General features: G+C 69.6%; 9 protein-coding genes. 5 read left to right on the top strand and 4 right to left on the bottom strand.

Annotated elements, in window-relative coordinates; all coding sequences use genetic code 11:
- Positions 1-291: 291 nt before the first annotated feature.
- The 4 genes from EBB59_RS12740 to EBB59_RS12725 form a co-directional block, all read right to left on the bottom strand.
- The gene (locus tag EBB59_RS12740; RefSeq protein WP_122102528.1) at positions 292-2766 is read right to left on the bottom strand and encodes an XVIPCD domain-containing protein; all 2475 of its coding nucleotides are present in this window, start codon (positions 2764-2766) and stop codon (positions 292-294) included.
- A gap of 20 nt (positions 2767-2786) precedes the next feature.
- Entirely contained in the window at positions 2787-3701 is a 915-nt protein-coding gene (locus EBB59_RS12735; RefSeq protein WP_122102527.1) for a hypothetical protein, read from the bottom strand.
- Between the two features lie 131 nt (positions 3702-3832).
- Positions 3833-4747, bottom strand: coding sequence for a hypothetical protein (locus EBB59_RS12730; protein WP_122102526.1), 915 nt, complete (start codon positions 4745-4747; stop codon positions 3833-3835).
- A gap of 381 nt (positions 4748-5128) precedes the next feature.
- The gene (locus EBB59_RS12725; protein ID WP_122102525.1) at positions 5129-6298 is read right to left on the bottom strand and encodes a trans-sulfuration enzyme family protein; all 1170 of its coding nucleotides are present in this window, start codon (positions 6296-6298) and stop codon (positions 5129-5131) included.
- Positions 6299-6394: 96 nt separating this feature from the next.
- Here EBB59_RS12725 and EBB59_RS12720 point away from each other — a divergent pair, with 96 nt between their 5' ends.
- The 5 genes from EBB59_RS12720 (at position 6395) to recD (ending at position 17186) form a co-directional block, all read left to right on the top strand.
- The gene (locus EBB59_RS12720; RefSeq protein WP_122102530.1) at positions 6395-6868 is read left to right on the top strand and encodes an Lrp/AsnC family transcriptional regulator; all 474 of its coding nucleotides are present in this window, start codon (positions 6395-6397) and stop codon (positions 6866-6868) included.
- 149 nt (positions 6869-7017) lie between these two features.
- Positions 7018-8229 (top strand): lytic murein transglycosylase, encoded by a 1212-nt coding sequence (locus tag EBB59_RS12715; protein WP_425451835.1) that lies wholly within the window; start codon positions 7018-7020, stop codon positions 8227-8229.
- A gap of 49 nt (positions 8230-8278) precedes the next feature.
- Positions 8279-11854, top strand: coding sequence for an exodeoxyribonuclease V subunit gamma (gene recC / locus EBB59_RS12710; protein WP_122102524.1), 3576 nt, complete (start codon positions 8279-8281; stop codon positions 11852-11854).
- Positions 11851-15438 carry a UvrD-helicase domain-containing protein gene (locus tag EBB59_RS12705; protein ID WP_122102523.1) on the top strand — a complete coding sequence of 1196 codons (3588 nt, stop codon included), beginning with the start codon at positions 11851-11853 and terminating at the stop codon, positions 15436-15438. The genes recC and EBB59_RS12705 overlap by 4 nt, the downstream gene beginning before the upstream one ends.
- Complete coding sequence (gene recD / locus EBB59_RS12700; RefSeq protein ID WP_122102522.1) at positions 15435-17186, top strand: exodeoxyribonuclease V subunit alpha; 1752 nt, start codon at positions 15435-15437, stop codon at positions 17184-17186. Before EBB59_RS12705 ends, recD begins: the two co-directional genes overlap by 4 nt.
- The last annotated feature ends 343 nt before the right edge of the window (positions 17187-17529 follow it).

Here is a 17529-nt window from a genome sequence, read left to right as displayed (position 1 = left end):
CCGGTGCGTCCCGGTGTGTCCCGGTGTGTCCCGGTGTGTCCCGGTGTGTCCCGGTGTGTCCCGGTGTGTCCCGGTGTGTCCCGGTGTGTCCCGGTGTGTCCCGGTGCGTTCCGGTGTGTTCCGGTGCGTCCCGGTGCGTTCCGACGCGGGCGGCCGGTATCGCGGCCGCGTGCGGGATGGCTGGCGTTCGGGGGAGCGGTCGCGGTTCGTCTTCGCGCGCGCTGGTTTATGGCCGTATTCGCGACGGAACGAATACGGCCCTCTTCACGGTTGGCCTTCGCGCGCGCTGGCTTAGCCCAGCGACATGGCCTTGACCTGCGCCTGCTGTTGTTCCTGCTGCTGGCGTTGCTGGTTGACTTCCAGCGTCTGCTGGATGCTCTCTTGCATCGGCAGCGCTTCGGCGGTCACGTTCAGCGCAATGCGTTGGTCGGGGCGTTCGCCGATCACGTTCAACTGGTCGCCCAGCATCATCACCGCGGTCACTTGCTCCATCTCGTGGATGCCGCTTCGCTTGGCTTCCAGCATCGCCTGCGCCACCGGCTCGTCGCCGATGTGCGCCGGGGTCAGCGCGCGCAGCAGGCTGAACATCCGCCGATCCCTGGGGGGCAGCACCTGCAAGCTGAACTCGTGGGCCTCGGTACGTTCGGCCGGCGGTTGCGTCGAGACGTAGTGCGATGAAGCCGCCGCCAGCCAGCGCTCTCCCGAGGTTTCCACCGGGACCGCGGTGGCCTCGGCCGCGGGCAGGCCGAAGCGCCTGCCTTCGTCCTCGGCGTAGTGGCGCTCGATGGCGTGAATCCGGCCGTCCTTGCCCATCTCCACCCGGGTGATGCCCTGCTTGCGCTCGGCGGATTCGGCGGTGAGGCGGGCCGCCAGCAGTTCGGTATGCGGGCCGGGGGCGATGCCTTGTTCGGCCTCCATGCGTTGCACGGCTTTCAGGGTGTGGGCGTAGACATCGTGGCCGGGGTGATCCGGTGTGCGGATGTCGCGGCCATGCCGCAGCGCCGGGGCGAAGCCGGGCGGAAGCGGGGCCAGCGAATGGCTCTCCTCGGGTGCTGGCCGGCGCTGCGCGGGGGATTGCCAGTCGCTGATCTCGGGCGTGGCCTTCAGTTCGCCGGTGGCCGCATCGCGTTCGATGTTGACGCGCGACCATTTGGGGTCGACGTCGAGTTTCTCGGTAGCTTGGTCGTACACCTCGTCCAAGACGCGCTGTGCCGTGGGTTTGGTTTGTTCTTCCCAGACGTTCTTGGAAGCCCAGTGGCTTTCCGCTTTTGCTGCTCGCTCAAGACGCTTCGTAACCAGTGGAAACGGCTCCCCCGTCTGAGACTTGGCCATGCCCTGCACCGATGCCTTGACCTCCAGCACTTCCCAGCGGTTGGTCTCGGGGTTGATGCCGAGCAGATCGTTGCCGTGGCCGGAATTGTTCTGGATCGGCACCAAGTCGCGGTAGCCCTTGCGCGCCAGGTCGTGCGCGGTGATGGCCTCGCCGATGTCGCCCACCTCGCGGCGGCCCAGGGCCGATAGCGGCCGCTGGCCGATATGCGCATCCAAGGCTTGGTGGAAGCTCACCTCGCCCTCGAACAGTTGGACGTCCCGGCGCGCCAGATAGCCCAGCTCGTTGGGGGTCAGCGCCCCGCTGCGCAGCAGCCCATCCACCTCGCCATGCTTGCGCAGGCCATCCACCAGTTCGTTCAGCTCGCCCTGGCTGCGCTTGACGCCGGCCAGGCCGCTGAAGAACAGATCGCCCGCGCGCCGCTCCAGCCCGCCACGGGCCTGGGCGCGGGCGGCATCGCGCGAAAGCTCGGTCAATGCCTGCGCCAGCTCGCCCGTGGCCCGCGCTTCGGCGGGGCCGTCAGGCGTTCGCGCCGGCGGCAGGTCATCGGCCTTGTCCACGGCCCGGGCCAGCTTGCCCAGTTTCGCCACTTTGCTGATAGGCACGATGCTGGCAATCAGCTCCACCCCCACCGCGCCCTGCGCCTGCCCCAGGTATTCCTGTTCCTTGCCCTCGGCCTGCGCCTGCTCCAGCCCGCGCGACCATTCGTTGAACGCGTTCACGGCCGCATTGCGGATGTCGTCCACCGGCTTGCCGGGGTCGCGCGCGACCTCGGCGGCGTACATGGCCGCCGCGCCGATCATCATGTAGCGGAAGTCGCTGTCGGTACCGAAGCGGTATGCCAGCCTGGCCAGATCCACCGTATCGCCCATTACCGAGAGCGCTTGCTGGCTGGCCCCCTTCATGGTGCCGTAGGCCGATTGCAGATCGCCGATACCCTGGGCGGCCAGTTGGCTGGCCGCGCGTTCCAGCCACGGGCTTTGCGGGCCTTTGCCCAGGCCCTCGGCCCAGCGCAGGCTGGTGGCCAAGGCGTCGCTGATCTGCTGGTTGTGCTCGCCCACCGCTTGCGTCCCTTGCCGCAGGGCGCGCGCGACCGGCTGCTCGATCCAATCCTCATAGGCACGCCGCAGCCCCGATTCGCCGACGTTGGCGCCGTCCAGGGCTTCGTCCAGGCGGGCGCGGGCGGCGGCCGGCACCCGCTCGCGCAGGGCTGCCAGCAACGGGCCCACCTGCTGCCGGCCGGCCTCGCTCTGGTAGGCCGGGTTGCGGGTCAGCGCCGCCACCAGGGCGTTGGCGTCGATCCCGTCGAGGTTTTGATGTCGCAGGATCAAGCGTTGCGCCTCGTAGGCGGTCAGGTCGACCTGGCCATCCGGCCCGGTGGCGGCGGCGAGTGCGGCCAGTTCAATGCTGCGACGGCGTTGCGGCGAATCGTTCATGGCAATGGCTCCGGTGGGGATCAGCGAAACAAGGGATAGTCCTGCCGCATGCGCGCCTCCAGCGCCACGGCCAGCGGGTGGGGGGCGGCGGCCGGCAGGTGCTGGATCACCGCCCAGGGGGCATCGACCAGCGGATGGCCGGCCTCGAAGGCCGGCAGGCCCAGCCGCTGGCGGATGGCCTGGACGGCCAGCAGCTCGGGGGGGAAGACGCGGTCGACAGCAGTTTCGAATTCATATGTATTTTTATCCGTCCCGGGTTTACTGCGGGTGATGTGGAAGGTGGCGGCCTCCCGCATCACGCGCTGGAATATCTCCGGGTCGTCGGTGCGCCAGTGTTCCAGCAACTGCCGGTAGGCCGTGACCAGCGGCGTGGCGGATTGGTAATGGCTCGGGATGCCGAAGGCATCGGCCAGGAAGTAGGCGTAGAAGGTGTCGTTGGTGCCTTCGCGGTAACGGCGGTGCTTTGGGTCGGGTATGTAATCCTGGTCGATCTCGACATTACGTATCAGGAAGTACGCGCCGGCCTCCGCCGCCGGCCATTGCGACAGCAGGCAGGGTCCCACAGCACGGTTGCTGTCCCAAAGCGGGATCGGATAGCTTGCTCCAGCTTTTGGATACATCACTGCGAAAGTACCCAGGGCACGGTAATACAGGCTGCCGAAGGCGATCGACCAGTTCAGGAAGCGCGAGAGATCATCGGCGCTCGAACGGAAGTAGGCATCGCAGGCGGCGATGCTGTAGTAATGCCCGATTCTTTTCAGGGGCATCACCAGCTTGCCCCGAACGATGCCCGGCTCGTCCAGATAGGCTTGCACCTTGGCGATCCCCTCTTCGGAGCAGTTACTTTCGTATCCCAGCCACTCGTCGCACGCCTTCGGCAATTTTTTCAGCGAGCGGTCGAACGGCCAGGGGACGGCGGGCAGGGGCGGGTTCATTTCGGGTTTCCTGTGTTCTGTAAACACGACCATACCGCTTCAATGCCAGTCATGGCAGTTCATTAATTTGGCTTGTGGGCGGTTGTGGAAGCGTTGCGGCGAATCGTTCATGGCAATGGCTCCGGTGGGGATCAGCGAAACAAGGGATAGTCCTGCCGCATGCGCGCCTCCAGCGCCACGGCCAGCGGGTGGGGGGCGGCGGCCGGCAGGTGCTGGATCACCGCCCAGGGGGCATCGACCAGCGGATGGCCGGCCTCGAAGACTGGCAGGCCCAACCGCCGGCGGATGGCCTGGACGGCCAGCAGCTCGGGGGGGAAGACGCGGTCGACAGCAGTTTCGAACTCATATTTGTTGCGGTCGGTTCCGTGCTTACTGCGGCTGATGTGGAAGGCGGCGGCCTCCCGCATCACGCGCTGGAATATCTCCGGGTCGTCGGTGCGCCAGTGTTCCAGCAACTGCCGGTAGGCCGTGACCAGCGGCGTGGCGGATTGGTAATGGCTCGGGATGCCGAAGGCATCGGCCAGGAAGTAGGCGTAGAAGGTGTCGTTGGTGCCTTCGCGGTAACGGCGGTGCTTTGGGTCGGGTATGTAATCCTGGTCGATCTCGACATTACGTATCAGGAAGTACGCGCCGGCTTCCGCCGCCGGCCATTGCGACAGCAGGCAAGGGCCTGCCGCTCGGTTGCTGTCCCAAAGTGGGCTTGGGAAGTGTGCATCCGGATTGGGCTTGCTTTCCGAGGAAGTCCCCAGAATGCGGTAATACAGGCTGCCGAAGGCGATCGACCAATTCAGGAAGCGCGAGAGATCATCGGCGCTCGAACGGAAGTAGGCATCGCAGGCGGCGATGCTGTAGTAATGCCAAACCCTATTAAGAGGCATCACCAGCTTGCGTTGAACGATGCCTGGCTCGTCCAGATAGGCTTGCACCTTGGCGATCCCCTCTTCGGGGCTGTGGCTTTCGTAGCCTAGCCACTCGCCGCATTCCTTCGGCAATTTTTTCAGCGAGCGGTCGAACGGCCAGGGGGCGGCGGGCAGGGGCGGGTTCATTTCGGGTTTCCTGTGCTCTGTAAACACGACCATACCGCTTCAATGCCAGTCATGGCAGTTCATTAATTTGGCTTGTGGGCGGTTGCGGAAGCGTTGCGGCGAATCGTTCATGGCGGGGCGGGCCAATGGGACGTCTCGGTTTCAGGCGTGCTGACAACGGTGTCATTACCGGGGCGGCGTGGGGGGAGTCGTGGCTCAGGAATGATTGGCCCATGCCCTTGGCCGGGGGAATATGCCCGCCCTCAAGTTTCGGCCGTTTCCATGCGTGGTTTCGGGCGCCGGGAAAATCGCGGAGGCGGCGGGCGGCCGTCGTTTCGACATCTTGGCCGAATGGCCCGCCCATGGGGCGGGCCTTCGTCGTCGCGGTGAGGGGCGGTGCGCTCAGGCCAGTGCTTGCGCGAGGTCGTCCCAGAGGTCGTCGAGGTGCTCGATGCCCACCGACAGCCGCAGCAGGCCGGGGGTGATGCCGTATTTCGTTTGCGTTTCCGCATCGACCACGCGGTGGGTCAGCCCGGCCGGGTGCTGGATCAACGTATCGACCGAGCCCAGGCTCACCGCCGGCGTCATCAGTTTCACCTTGCGCATCACCGTGGCCGCCGCTGCGTGCCCGCCATGCAGGTCGAAGGCGATCAGCGTGCCCGGCCCGCTCATTTGCGTATCGGCCAGGTGGGCGTTTTTCACGGTGCCGAGCGCGGGGTAATGGACGGTTTTCACCGCCGCGTGCGCCGCCAGCCTGTCGGCCAGGGCGCGGGCGTTTTCCTGTGCGCGCAGCACCCGCATCTCCAGGGTGGAAAGCCCGCGGTGGATGAGATAAGCGGCCAGCGGGTGCAGCAGCGCGCCGGTTGCCGCGCGCATGGTGCGCAGCGCCGACGCGTGCGCCTCCGAGGTGCAGACCACGCCGGCGATGACGTCGCCGTGGCCGCCGAGGAACTTGGTGGCGCTGTGCAGCACGTAGCTTGCGCCGAACGTCACCGGGCGTTGCAGCACCGGGGTGGCGAAGGTGGAATCGACCAGCACCGGCACTTCGCCCGCGGCCTCGACCACGGCGCGGATGTCGATCAGGTCGAGGGTGGGGTTGGCTGGGGTTTCGATGATGACAAGCGAAGTGTCGGCGCGTTTCTTCGCGGCGATCTCGCCGGCTTCCACGAATTCGGCCTCGATGCCCAGCAGGCCGCTTGCCAGCAGGTGATCGGAGGTGCCGTACAGCGGCCGCACCACCAGCACGTGGCGGCCATGCTGGGCGCGCGCGAGCAGCACGGCGGTCAGCGCCGCCATGCCGGAGCCGTAGGCGATGCAGGCTTCGGTGCCTTCCAGTTCGGCCAGGGCGCGCTCGGTACGGGCCACGGTGGGGTTGTGCAGGCGGGCGTAGATCGGGTTGGCGGCATCGGCGGCGCCGCCGACCAGGGCATCGAAGCTGGTTTCGCCAACCGCCAGATCCTGTACCGGATAGGTGGTGGAAAGGTCCAGCGGCGGGGCGTGGACGCAGAGCTCGGCGAAGTCTTCACGGCCGGCATGCACGGCGCGGGTGGCAAAGCGGTGTGGATGCGGCATTGCGATATTCCTTTCGGTGGTAAAGCTGGATCGTAGTCAATGCTTCGGCTCTGGCACTATCCATCGAAGATCATTTCGTTATCGGATGGATTTTTCATGCTCGACCGAATCGACATCGCCCTGCTGCGGTTGTTGCGGAAGAATGCGCGGTTGCCCAACAAGGACTTGGCGGAAAAGACCGCCATCGCGCCTTCCACCGCGCTGGAGCGGGTGCGCCGCCTGCACGAATCGAAGGCGATCCTGGGCTATCACGCCGAGATCGCGCCACGGGCGCTGGGCATCGGCATGCAGGCGATGGTGGCGGTGCGGCTGGCCCGTCACTCGCGCGAACTGGTGGACAGTTTCCAGGCGCACCTGGGCCGCCAGCGCGAGGTGATCGCTTATTACCACCTGGCGGGGGCCGACGATTTCCTGGTCCATGTCGGCGCGCGCGATGCCGACCACCTGCGCGAGCTGACGCTGGCCATCTTCACCGAGCGGCCCGAGGTGGCGCATATCCAGACCCAACTGATCTTCGATTTCCGCCGCAGCGTGGAATTGCCGGTGCTTTGGGCCGGGGATGCGGCGTGACCGTCGCGCGGTGGTGGCATGATGCCGGCCATCCCCGCGCGAGGATCGCCGTGAACCGCCCGTCCCGATTCGCTCCGCCGTTGTTTGCCGCCGCGCTGCTGGCCGCGTGCGCCGCGCCGCCGACGCTCACGCCGCCCGCGCCGCCGCCGGTGGCGCCGGAACCGCCGCCCGTGCTCGTTGCCACGCCACCGTCCGCGCCGCCGGCCACGGTCGCGCCGAGCGAAGCCGAACTGGCGCGGTTTGGCCAATGCGTGGCCGGCCTGCGTGCGCCGGCCATCGCCGCCGGAGTCGCGGCGGCGGCCTTCGACCGCCACCTGCCGGATGTGACGCCGGACATGTCGGTGCTGCCGCTACTGAACCGTCAGCCGGAGTTCGTCACGCCGCTGTGGGATTACCTGGCGATGCTGGTGGATGCGCGGCGCATCCGCGAAGGCCGCGAGCGGCTGGCGAGGCATGCCGATCTGCTGCGCCAGGTGGAGGCGCGCTACGGCGTGGACCCGGCCACGGTGGTGGCGGTCTGGGGCGTGGAAAGCGATTACGGGCAGAACTTCGGCCGCCGCCCGTTGCTGCAATCGCTGGCGACGCTGGCCTGCTTCGGCCGCCGTCAGCCTTTCTTCCGCAGCGAACTGTACGAGGTGCTGAAGATCGTCCAGCGCGGCGACGTGGCTGTGGACGACCTGCGCGGCTCCTGGGCCGGCGCCTTCGGCCATACCCAGTTCATGCCCTCCACCTACAACCGCATCGCGGTGGATTTCGATGGCGATGGTCGCCGCGATCTAGTGGGCAGCATTCCCGACGCGCTCGGTTCCACGGCCCATTACCTGGTGCGCTCGGGCTGGCGCGGCGGCCAGCCCTGGGGCCACGAGGTCAAATTGCCGGCTGGCTTCAACGTCGCGTTGGCCGGCCGCACCCAACGCAAGCCCTTGCGCGAATGGCGGGCGCTGGGCGTCGCCCGTATCGATGGCGTCGCGCTCGACCTGCCGCCCGATACCCGCGCCGCCGTGCTGGCGCCGGCCGGCGTGGCGGGGCCGGCTTTTCTGGTGTTCAAGAATTACGACGCCATTCACAGCTACAACGCGGCGGAAAGTTACGCGCTGGCGATCGCACTGCTGGCCGATGCCCTGCGCGGCGCGCCGGGGCTTGCCACGCCGTGGCCCACCGACGATCCCGGCTTGGGCCGCGACGAGCGCATGGCGCTGCAACGCCTGCTGGCCGCGCGCGGTCATGCCATCGGCCACGTCGATGGCGTGCTCGGCCGCGCCAGCCGCGAGGCCATCCGCCGCGAACAGGCGCGCCTGGGCTGGCCGCAGGACGGCCGCGCCGGACTCAAGCTGCTGAACGCGCTGCGTCAGTCGCGCTGATACCGCCAGGGATGCGGCCACCGCGCCCTGGCTCCGGCATCATGCGCGCATGAGTCCGCATGCCGCCGCGCCTTCTTCGCCCCCGCCCATCGTCGAACCCGCGCCGGGCGAGGGCGGGCTGGTGATCTACCGCGCCTCGCGGCTGGAGGCGCTGCTCGACCCTTTCCGCCGCCTGCTCGACGCCACCTGGCCGGACGACCCGCTACAAGCGCAGACGGTGATCGCCGCCCACCCCGGCATGAAGCAATGGCTGACCGGCGCATTGGCGAAGCGGATGGGACGGCAGGGCGTCATCGCCAATCTGGAGGTGATGCTGCCCTCGGCCTGGATCGACCGCCTGGCGCAATCGCGGCTGGGCGCGCATGCGGTGGCGTTGCCGCGTTGGCAGCGCCAGCACTTGCGCTGGAACCTGTACCAGTGGCTGGGCGACACGGCGGCCGTCCCGGGGCTGGACGATCCGCGCATCGCGCGTTTCCTCGATGCCGGGCTTGACGACGCCGAACGCTCGCGCCGCCGCTATCAACTGGCCGACCGCCTGGCGCGGCTGTATTCGCAATACCTGGTTTACCGCCCGGACTGGCTCGATGCCTGGGCGCGCGGCCAGCACCGCTATGCCACCGCGGCGAGCGCCGATGCGCAGTTGGCCGTCACCGAATCGCGCCTGCTGGCGCCGTTGTGGCGGCGGGCGGTGCGCGAGATCGGCAGCCACCGCGCCGAGGTGGTGGCCGAATTGATCGCGCGGCTCCAGCGCGAAGCCGGGCAGGGCGAGGCGCGCGTGTCGGTGCTGCACGTCTTCGGCCTCAGCCATCTGGCGCCGGCCGAGCTGGCGGTGCTGCGCGCCTATGCCGAGCAGGCGCTGGTCGCGCTCTATCTGCCCGATCCCTGCCGCGATTACTGGGGCGTGCTGGGGGAGGGCGCCGCCGCCGACTGGCGGCGGACCGAGGACAGCTTGATAGCGGCGGCCGAAGGCGGCGACTGGTGGCGGCCGGCGCGGCACGAACTGCTCGCGCGCTGGGGGCGGCTGGGCCAGCATTTCTTCGCCGCGCTGCTGGATGGCGACGTGCGCGAGGATATCCGCCACTGGCGCGACGACGCATCGCCGGCACCGGCAAACCGCCTCGAACGGGTGCAGGAAAGCATCCGCCAGTTGGACGAATCGCTGATCGTCCCGTGTGCCGGTCTCGATGAGGAAATGGCCGACCCCTCGCTGCGCATCCACCTGGCCCACACGCCGCAGCGCGAGCTGGAAATCCTCCGTGACGCCATGCTCGACGCGCGCGCCTCCGGTATCGAACCGGGCGAGATGCTGGTGATGGCGCCGGACATCCGCCGCTACCTGCCGCTGATTCCGGCGCTGTTCGGCCACCCTGGCGACCCGCGCGAGCCCTTGCCCTATCACACCGCCGACGCGCCGGTGGCCCAGGCCCACCCGCTGTTCGCCGCCTTCCTGCGGCTGCTTGCGTTGCCGGCCTCGCGGCTGGGGGCGGCCGAAGTGCTCGATCTGCTGTCGATGCCCGAACTCGCGCGCCGCTTCGGGTTGGATGCCGGCGCGTTGGACGCGCTGGCCGAACTGTTGGCGGAATCGCGGGTGGCATGGTCGCTGGACGCCGCCCATCGCGGCGGTTTCGGCGTGCCGGCGTTGGCCGAACACGGCTTCGCCTGGGCGCTGGACCGGATGATCGCCGGCTATCTCGCCAGCGACGAAAGCGGCGAAGCGGCCCAGGCCATGCATCTGCCCGACGGCACCGAACTATTGCCGTTGCCCGGCCTGCACGGCGAACACGCCGCGGCGCTGGGCGCGCTGGATGCGCTGCTGCGGCAGGTGCGGCGGCTGTTGACGCGCTCGACGCAGACCCTGCCGGCCAGCGAGTGGGCCGGCTATTTCGAAGAACTGGCCGAGGCCGTGCTGCGTATCGACCGCGAAGCGCGCCCCGCGCGCGATGCCTGGGACGCGCTGAAGCGGATCATCGCCAGCCTGCGCACCGAAACCGCCGCCGCCGGGGTCGATCCCGACCTGCATTTCGCCGTGGCTGCCGAACGCCTGCGATCCGCGCTGGCATCCGCGCCGGCGCGCCAGCCATTCCTGCTGGGCGGCGCCACATTCAGCGGCATGGTGCCGCAGCGGGCGATCCCTTTCCGCTTCATCGCCGTGCTTGGCCTGGACGACGGCGAATTCCCCCGTCATGTCGATGACGGCGGCCTGGATCTGATGGCGCGCCTGCGCCGCCAGGGCGACCGCGACCAGCGCTTCGACGACCGCTATCTGTTCCTGGAAACCCTGATGTCTGCGCGCCAGCGGCTGCATCTGTCCTACGTGGGTGAAGGCGTGCGCGATGGACAGCCGCGCAACCCGGCCGCGCCGCTGGCCGAGCTTGCCGCCGTGCTGGCGCGCGCCGATGCCGCCGCCGGCGAAGCGCTAGCCACGGCCGCGCCCTGGCGCGTGCGCCACCCGCTGCAACCGTTCGATGCGCGCTATGTCGATGGCCGCGACCCCCGCCTCTACACCTACCACGCCGGCCATGCCGCCTTGCGCGCGGCTACGCCCGCCATGCCCGCCGCCGTCCCGGCGCCCGAAGCCCCCATGCCGGATAGCCTCGCGCTCTCGGCGCTGAAGGATTACTGGCGCGACCCCGCCCGCCACCTGCTGCAACGGCGGCTGCGGCTCAGCCTGGAAGCCCTGGACGACGAACGCCTGCCGATGAACGAACCAATCGAGCCGCACCTGCCGCGCTTCGACAGCGTGGCGCGCCGGCTGCTGTTCGAAGGGGCGCTGGCCGATCCCGCCTGGCATCCCGAACACGCGCCGGACTGGCTGCGGCTGGATGGCCGCATGCCGGCGGCGGGCGCGGGCGAGGAAGCCTGGCGGCACGAGCGCGAACTCACCCGCCTGCTGGCCGACGCCCTGCGCGCGCAGGGCGCGGTGGGCGAATCGCTGGAACGCCAACGCCTGCCCATCGATCTTTCGCTCGATCTCGATGGTCGGCCGCTGCGCCTGCATGGGCAGGTCGATGGCTTGCTGGCCCACCCCCGTGGCGGGCTGCAACTGCTGCACCTCGCCCTGCCGAGGCAGGATGCGAACACCGGCCGCTGGCAGGACGCGGCGCTGGATTTCGGCAAACGCGCCGCCGCCTTCCTCGACTGGCTGGCGGCGCGGCTCACGCTGCCCGCCGACCTGCCGCTGCGCTATACCCTGAGCACGCGGAAACGCGATGCCTGGGCCGATGCGCTCGATACCGCCGATGAGCGCTATCGCACGGGCGACCTGCCGCGCGCCGCCCTCGAAGCGCGGCTTGGCCGGCTGATCGGCTGGTGGTGCGCGGCCGAGGCGCATCCGCTGCGTTACTTCCCTCGTACCAGTTGGGCCGCCTGGCGGGCGATGCAGGCCGAGGACGCCACCGAGGCCAGCATCGCCAGAGCCGCGCGGGCGGCCTGGCTCTCCGGCTGGCAGCGCACCGGCGAGCGCGATTACGCGCCCGGCTATGCCGCGTTGCTGGCCGGAGACGAAACATGGGCGGCAGGTTCGCCAGCCTTGCGTGAATTGATGGATTTCGCCCGCGAACTCGCCGCCGCGCTCGAACCGGGCCTCGAACCACACCGCCCACCCGCCGGGGAGGCTGGCCGATGAGCGCCGCCGCCCACGCGCCGGACTGGCGCGACCTCGACCTCGCCCCCGGCGGCCGCAGCCTGATCGAAGCCAGCGCCGGCACCGGCAAGACCTGGACCATCGCCGCGCTCTACCTGCGCCTGTTGCTGGAAAACGCGCTGACGCCGCGCCGCATCGTGGTCACTACCTTTACCGATGCCGCCGCCAGCGAACTGCGCGAACGCCTGCGCGCCAGGCTTGCCTGGGCCGAAGCCGAAGCGCTGGGTTTCGATGGCTCGGCCGCGTCGTCGGCGGAAGCCATCGACACCGGCTGGCTGCGTGGCCGCTGGCGCGCCGAACCGGCCCGCCGCGAGACCGACCTGAGACGCCTGCGCCTAGCCCTGGCGGAACTCGATCTCGCGCCGATTTCCACTCTGCATGGCTTGTGCGCGCGCATCCTGGCCGAGCACCCGTTCGCCGCCGGCGGCCGTTTCGTGCAGGGCGAACTGGTCGATGGCGCGGCCTGGCATGCCGAGATCGCCGCCGACCTGCGCCGCGTGCTTGCCCAGGGCGATCCCGCGGAGGTGAGCGTCTGGCTGCCCACGGAACTGCGCGCCTGCCTGCCGAAGCCGCCCAGCGCGCGGCAGATCGGCCAGTGCCTGGCGCCGGGCAGCGAAGTACCGGAGATCGAATTACCGCCCTGGCCGGCGGAGCAGCTCGTCACGGCCTTCCGCGAAGGCGCGGCCGGGCTGAAGGGCAACTACAAGGCGGTCATCCGGGGCTGGCGGCAACTCGCCGATTTCATCGAAAACCACGGCGAAACGACTCTCGGCAGCGCCGAGGCCGAAGCGCTCGCCAAGGTCGATTACGACAAGGCCGTCAGTGCCGTCGGGCGCGGCCTCGCGGCGACCGCGCGGGCGCTGGCGGGGGTCGATGAGACCGTCGCGTTCGCCGCCCGCTTCGCCGATGCCCGTCGCCAGCGGCTCTGGCAATCCATTCGCGGCTGGGCGATCCGGCAAAAGGCGCGGCAATCCGAACGCCACGACCAGCGCAGCTTCGACGACCTCCTCACCCAGGTGCGCGCCGCCTTGCGCGACGAAAGCGCCCAGGCCGCGCGGCCACTGGCCGATGCCCTGTTCGCCGCCTGGCCGGTGGCGATGGTGGACGAATTTCAGGATACCGACGGCGTGCAATACGGCATTCTCGATGCCATCTATCGCGATGCGGAAGGCATGCCGCGCGGCCGCCTGGTGATGATCGGCGACCCCAAGCAGGCGATCTATCGTTTCCGTGGCGGCGATATCCACAGCTACCAGCGCGCCGCCGCCAGCGCCGCCGAGCGCGACCACCTGCGGTTGGCGGTCAACCATCGTTCCTCCCGGGCGATGGTGGCCGCGCTCAACGCGTTCTTCGCCCACGCCGGCGAGGCGCTGGATGCCGGCGGCGACGCATCCTCCGGCATCGCCTACCGCGCGGTCGAGGCCAGCGCGCGCCGCGACGCCGCGCCCTACACCATCAATGGAACGCCCTTGGCGCAGCCGCTGCGCGTCCTCATCGACCCCGAGCCGCCGGAGGAAAGCGCCGAGCGCGTCGAGCGCGCGCTGTCGGCCGCCGCCAACGACATCGCGGCCATGCTGGCATCGGGCACCCACTTCATTGGAAAGGCGCCGCTGCGCCCGGCCGATATCGCCGTGCTCCTGCCCACCCACGCGCAGATACTGCGCATGAAGGCCCTGCTGGAAGCGCGCGGCGTGCCCAGCGTGGCGATGGCGAAATCCAGCGTGTTGGCCACCGGCATCGCGCGCGAACTGCAACTCGTCCTGTACGCCGTGCTGCACGCCGAGCGCCAGCCGCCGATCCGCGCCGCGCTGGCCACCCGCCTGGGCGGCATGACGCTTGCGGCCATCCGCGCGCTGGATGCCGATGCCGCCGCCTGGCAATCCATCAGCCTGCGTTTCCACGGTTGGCGCCGGCTATGGCAGACGCGCGGCGTGCAGGCGTTGGTGGATGCGTTGATCGGGCAGGCAGGCGCGCGCCTGTTGGCCGGGGAGGATGGCGAGCGCGCGCTGACCGATCTGCGTCATTTGGGCGAGGCGTTGCAGGCCGAAGCCGAGGCCGGGCTGGGGCCGCGCGAATTGCTGGACTGGATGGCGGCCGCGCGCGTCGGCGACACCGATGGCGAGGAAAGCGCCAGCGAGTCGCGCCAGTTGCGGATCGAATCGGAAGCGCCCCGAGTACGGCTGATGACCCTGCACGCCAGCAAGGGGCTGGAGTTCCCGGTGGTGTTCCTGCCGCTGATGTGGGCGCACGGCGAGCGCCGCGAGGACGGCCTCGTGGTGCTGCACGACCCCGCCACCGGTACGCGCCAGTTGCGCGCCGATGCTGCGGCGGCGGCGCAGGCCGCGCGCGAATTGCAGGACGAGCGCTTCCGCATGCTGTACGTCGCGCTGACCCGCGCCATCTACGCCTGCCACATCCATGCGCTGCCGCCTCAACGCGCGCTGGACGCGCGCAAGGGCGCCTCCAGCGTGAGCGATGCCGGCACCCGCCGCAGTGCGCTGGACGTGCTGCTCGCCCGCTTGCAACCCGCGCTCGATAGCGTCGAACTGGCCGCCGCGACGCCGCATGTCGATTGGCGACAAGGCTGGAATCTCGGCGAAATCGCGCATTACCGGCCAGCGTTGGCCGAAACCGCGCGTGGCGAGGCCCGCGCGATGCCGGAAACCGCGCGCGGTGCGCTGCCATCCCGGTATAGCTTCAGCACGCTCACTCGGGGCCTGCATGCCGGCGACGGCAGCCAGGAAGCCGCCGCCGGCGACGAGGCCGTCGTCTCTCCCGGCGAGACGACCCCGGGCGAGGAAACGGCCGAAAACGAACACCCGGAGCTGCTGGCGTTGCAGGGCGTGCGCGGTATCGGCATCGGCAACGCGATGCACGCGGTTTTCGAACATCGCGTGGTGGGCCAGCCGGTGACGGGGCAGGGCGCATTGCTGCGCCAGGCATTGCAGGCCGAGAGCCTGTGGCCCGACGATGCGCGCGGCGGCGAGCTGGCCGCGCGGCTCGGCCGGCGTATCGATGCCGTGTTGGCCGCGCCGCTGGCGGCCGATCTGCCCGCCTTGGGCGCCTTGCCCGCGAACGATCTGCTGGCGGAAATGGAATTCCATTTCGCTTTGGACGCCACCTCGATGAGCGTCTTGCGCGACGCCTGCGCCGCGCACGGCGAACCGCTGTTGGTACCGCCCAACGAGCGCCCGCTGGCCGGGCTCATGACCGGCAAGATCGATTTGCTGTTCCGTTATCAAGGCCGTTTCCACGTGCTCGATTACAAAGGCAACTTCCTCGGCGCGCGGGTCGGCGATTACGCCGGCGATGCGCTCGGCCGCGCCATGGATGCCGCCCATTACCGTTTCCAGGCGCTGCTCTACGTGCTGGCGCTCGATCGCCACCTACGCCAGCGCCTACCGGATTATTCGCGCGAACGCCATCTCGGCGAGGTCTGCTATTTGTTCGTGCGCGCCGCGGGGCTCGCACCGGGCGCGGGCGTGTGGCGGCATCGCTTCGGCGAGCGGCTGCTCGACGCGGCGCAGGTCGCTTTGCCCGGCCATGATGCGGAGGCGGCGGCATGAAGCCGGCGGGCAGTTTCTTCGGTTTCCAACCGCATCCATTGCCGATGGCGGGCGAGGACTGGCGGCCGCTCGAACACGCGGTCGCGGCTTGGGTGCTGGCGCATGGCGGCGATGCGCGCCTGGCGCGTCTGGCGGCGCGCACGAGCCTGGCCGAGGCGGCGGGCGACAGTGCGCTGCGCATCGATGACGCCGCGCTCCGCGAGGCGTTGCCGCCGATGCCGTTGGTCGGCGATGCGGCATCCACTGGCACGCCCTTCGTGCTCGATGGCGAATTGTTCTATCTGCGTCGCAACTTCGCCCACGAGAACGCGCTGGCGGCGCTGCTCGCCGCGCGTCTGGATGGCGCCGAAAGCCTCGCCACACTCGACGTCGACACACTGTTCCCCGATCCCGCCGATCCGCGTATCGCCGACCAGCGCGAGGCGGTGCGAAAAGCCCTCGGCCAGCGCCTGTTCGTGCTGACCGGCGGCCCGGGCACCGGCAAGACCACCACCGTGCTTCGTCTGTTGATGGCGCTGGTGCGCGTATCCGCCACCCCGCCGCGCATTCGCCTGGCCGCGCCGACCGGCAAGGCCGCGCAGCGCCTGGGCGAATCGCTGCGCGCGGCCTCGGCGGCGGATTTCCCCGCCGATTGGCACGACGCCCTGGCGGAGGTGCAGGCCGCGGAAACGGGCACCGTGCATCGCCTGCTTGGCAGCCGCGGCGCGCGCGGCGGCTGGTCGCACGATGCCGACCACCCGCTGCCCGCCGAGATCGTGGTGATCGACGAAGCCTCGATGCTCGACCTCGCCCTGTTGCGCGGCGTGCTGGCGGCGTTGCGGCCGCACACGCACCTGATCCTGGTTGGCGATGCCGATCAACTCGACTCGGTGGGCACCGGCTCGGTGTTGCAGGACATCGTGACCGTGCTGGGCGAGGGCGCATCCTTGCAGCGCCTGCGTCACAGCTTCCGCGCCGACCGCGCCTTGTTGCCGCTGAACGAAGCGGTGCGCGCCGGCGACGCCGGCGCCTTCCGCGCGGCGCTTGCCGATGCCATGCCGCAGGCCCGGCGGCAGGCGTTGCGCAACGGCGCGGCGCGGCGCGCCGCCTTGCACGACTGGACCGATGCGCTGCTGGCGGAATTGCGCGAAAACGGCATCGACCAACCGCACGCGCCGGATGACCACGGCCGCGTGGCCGCGCATTTGCGCACGTTGCGCCAGCGCCAGTTGTTGTGCGCGCTGCGCGAAGGGCCGTTCGGGGCGAGCGGCGTCAATGCCGAGATCGAGGCGCGTCTGGCCGGCGCGCTTCAGACCCACGCCGGGGCGGGTATTGGCGAAGGCGAGCGTTGGTATCCGGGGCGGCGGATCATGATCACCCGCAACGATGCCGCCAGCGGCCTGTGGAATGGCGACATCGGTCTCTGCCTGCGCGACGGCGCGGGGCATCTGCGGGCCTGGTTCGAGGCGGATGGCGGCGTGCGCGGTTTCGACATCGGCGCGCTGCCCCCGCACGAGCCGGCTTTCGCGCTGACCGTGCACAAGGCGCAGGGCTCCGAATACGACGAGGTGGCGCTGCTGTTGCCGCCCGGCACCGGGCATCCGCTGCTGTCGCGGCAATGGTTCTACACGGCGATCTCGCGCGCCCGGCGCACGCTCGGCATCTGGGGCGAGGATGACGCCATCGCCCAGGCGATCGAAACCCCGGCGCGGCGGATCAGCGGCTTGGCGCGCCGCATCGCCGCCCACCGGAGCCCGGCCTTGGCCTGAAAGCGCAGGACGGCGCGCTCCACCGCCGGCCCGAAAGTGCCCAAAGTATCCAGCGGCTGAGAATCGACGCCATGGACCCCGGCATCCAGAGCGATGTTCTCAGGGTATTCACCGCCGAACCGCTATCGCCACGCCGAAGGGAGACTTCGCCTATCCGGGTTTCGGCATCTCCGCCTTTTGTTTCTCGTTCGCACATCCACGCCACGCCGCAAGCCCTGAACTCCGCGAAGATTACCGCCGTAGCGCAATCGTTCGGTATTCCTTTTTGTTTCCATGGCGCGGCGCCTTTTCGTCGATGCGCGCGCATAGCCGGTCCGTGCCACAGGCCGCCAGGTCGGCTCGC

The sequence above is a fragment of the Solilutibacter pythonis genome (assembly GCF_003697345.1).
Lineage (GTDB): Bacteria > Pseudomonadota > Gammaproteobacteria > Xanthomonadales > Xanthomonadaceae > Solilutibacter > Solilutibacter pythonis.
Note: the sequence above shows the minus strand (reverse complement) of the source record. Positions and strands in the feature narration are given on the sequence as shown.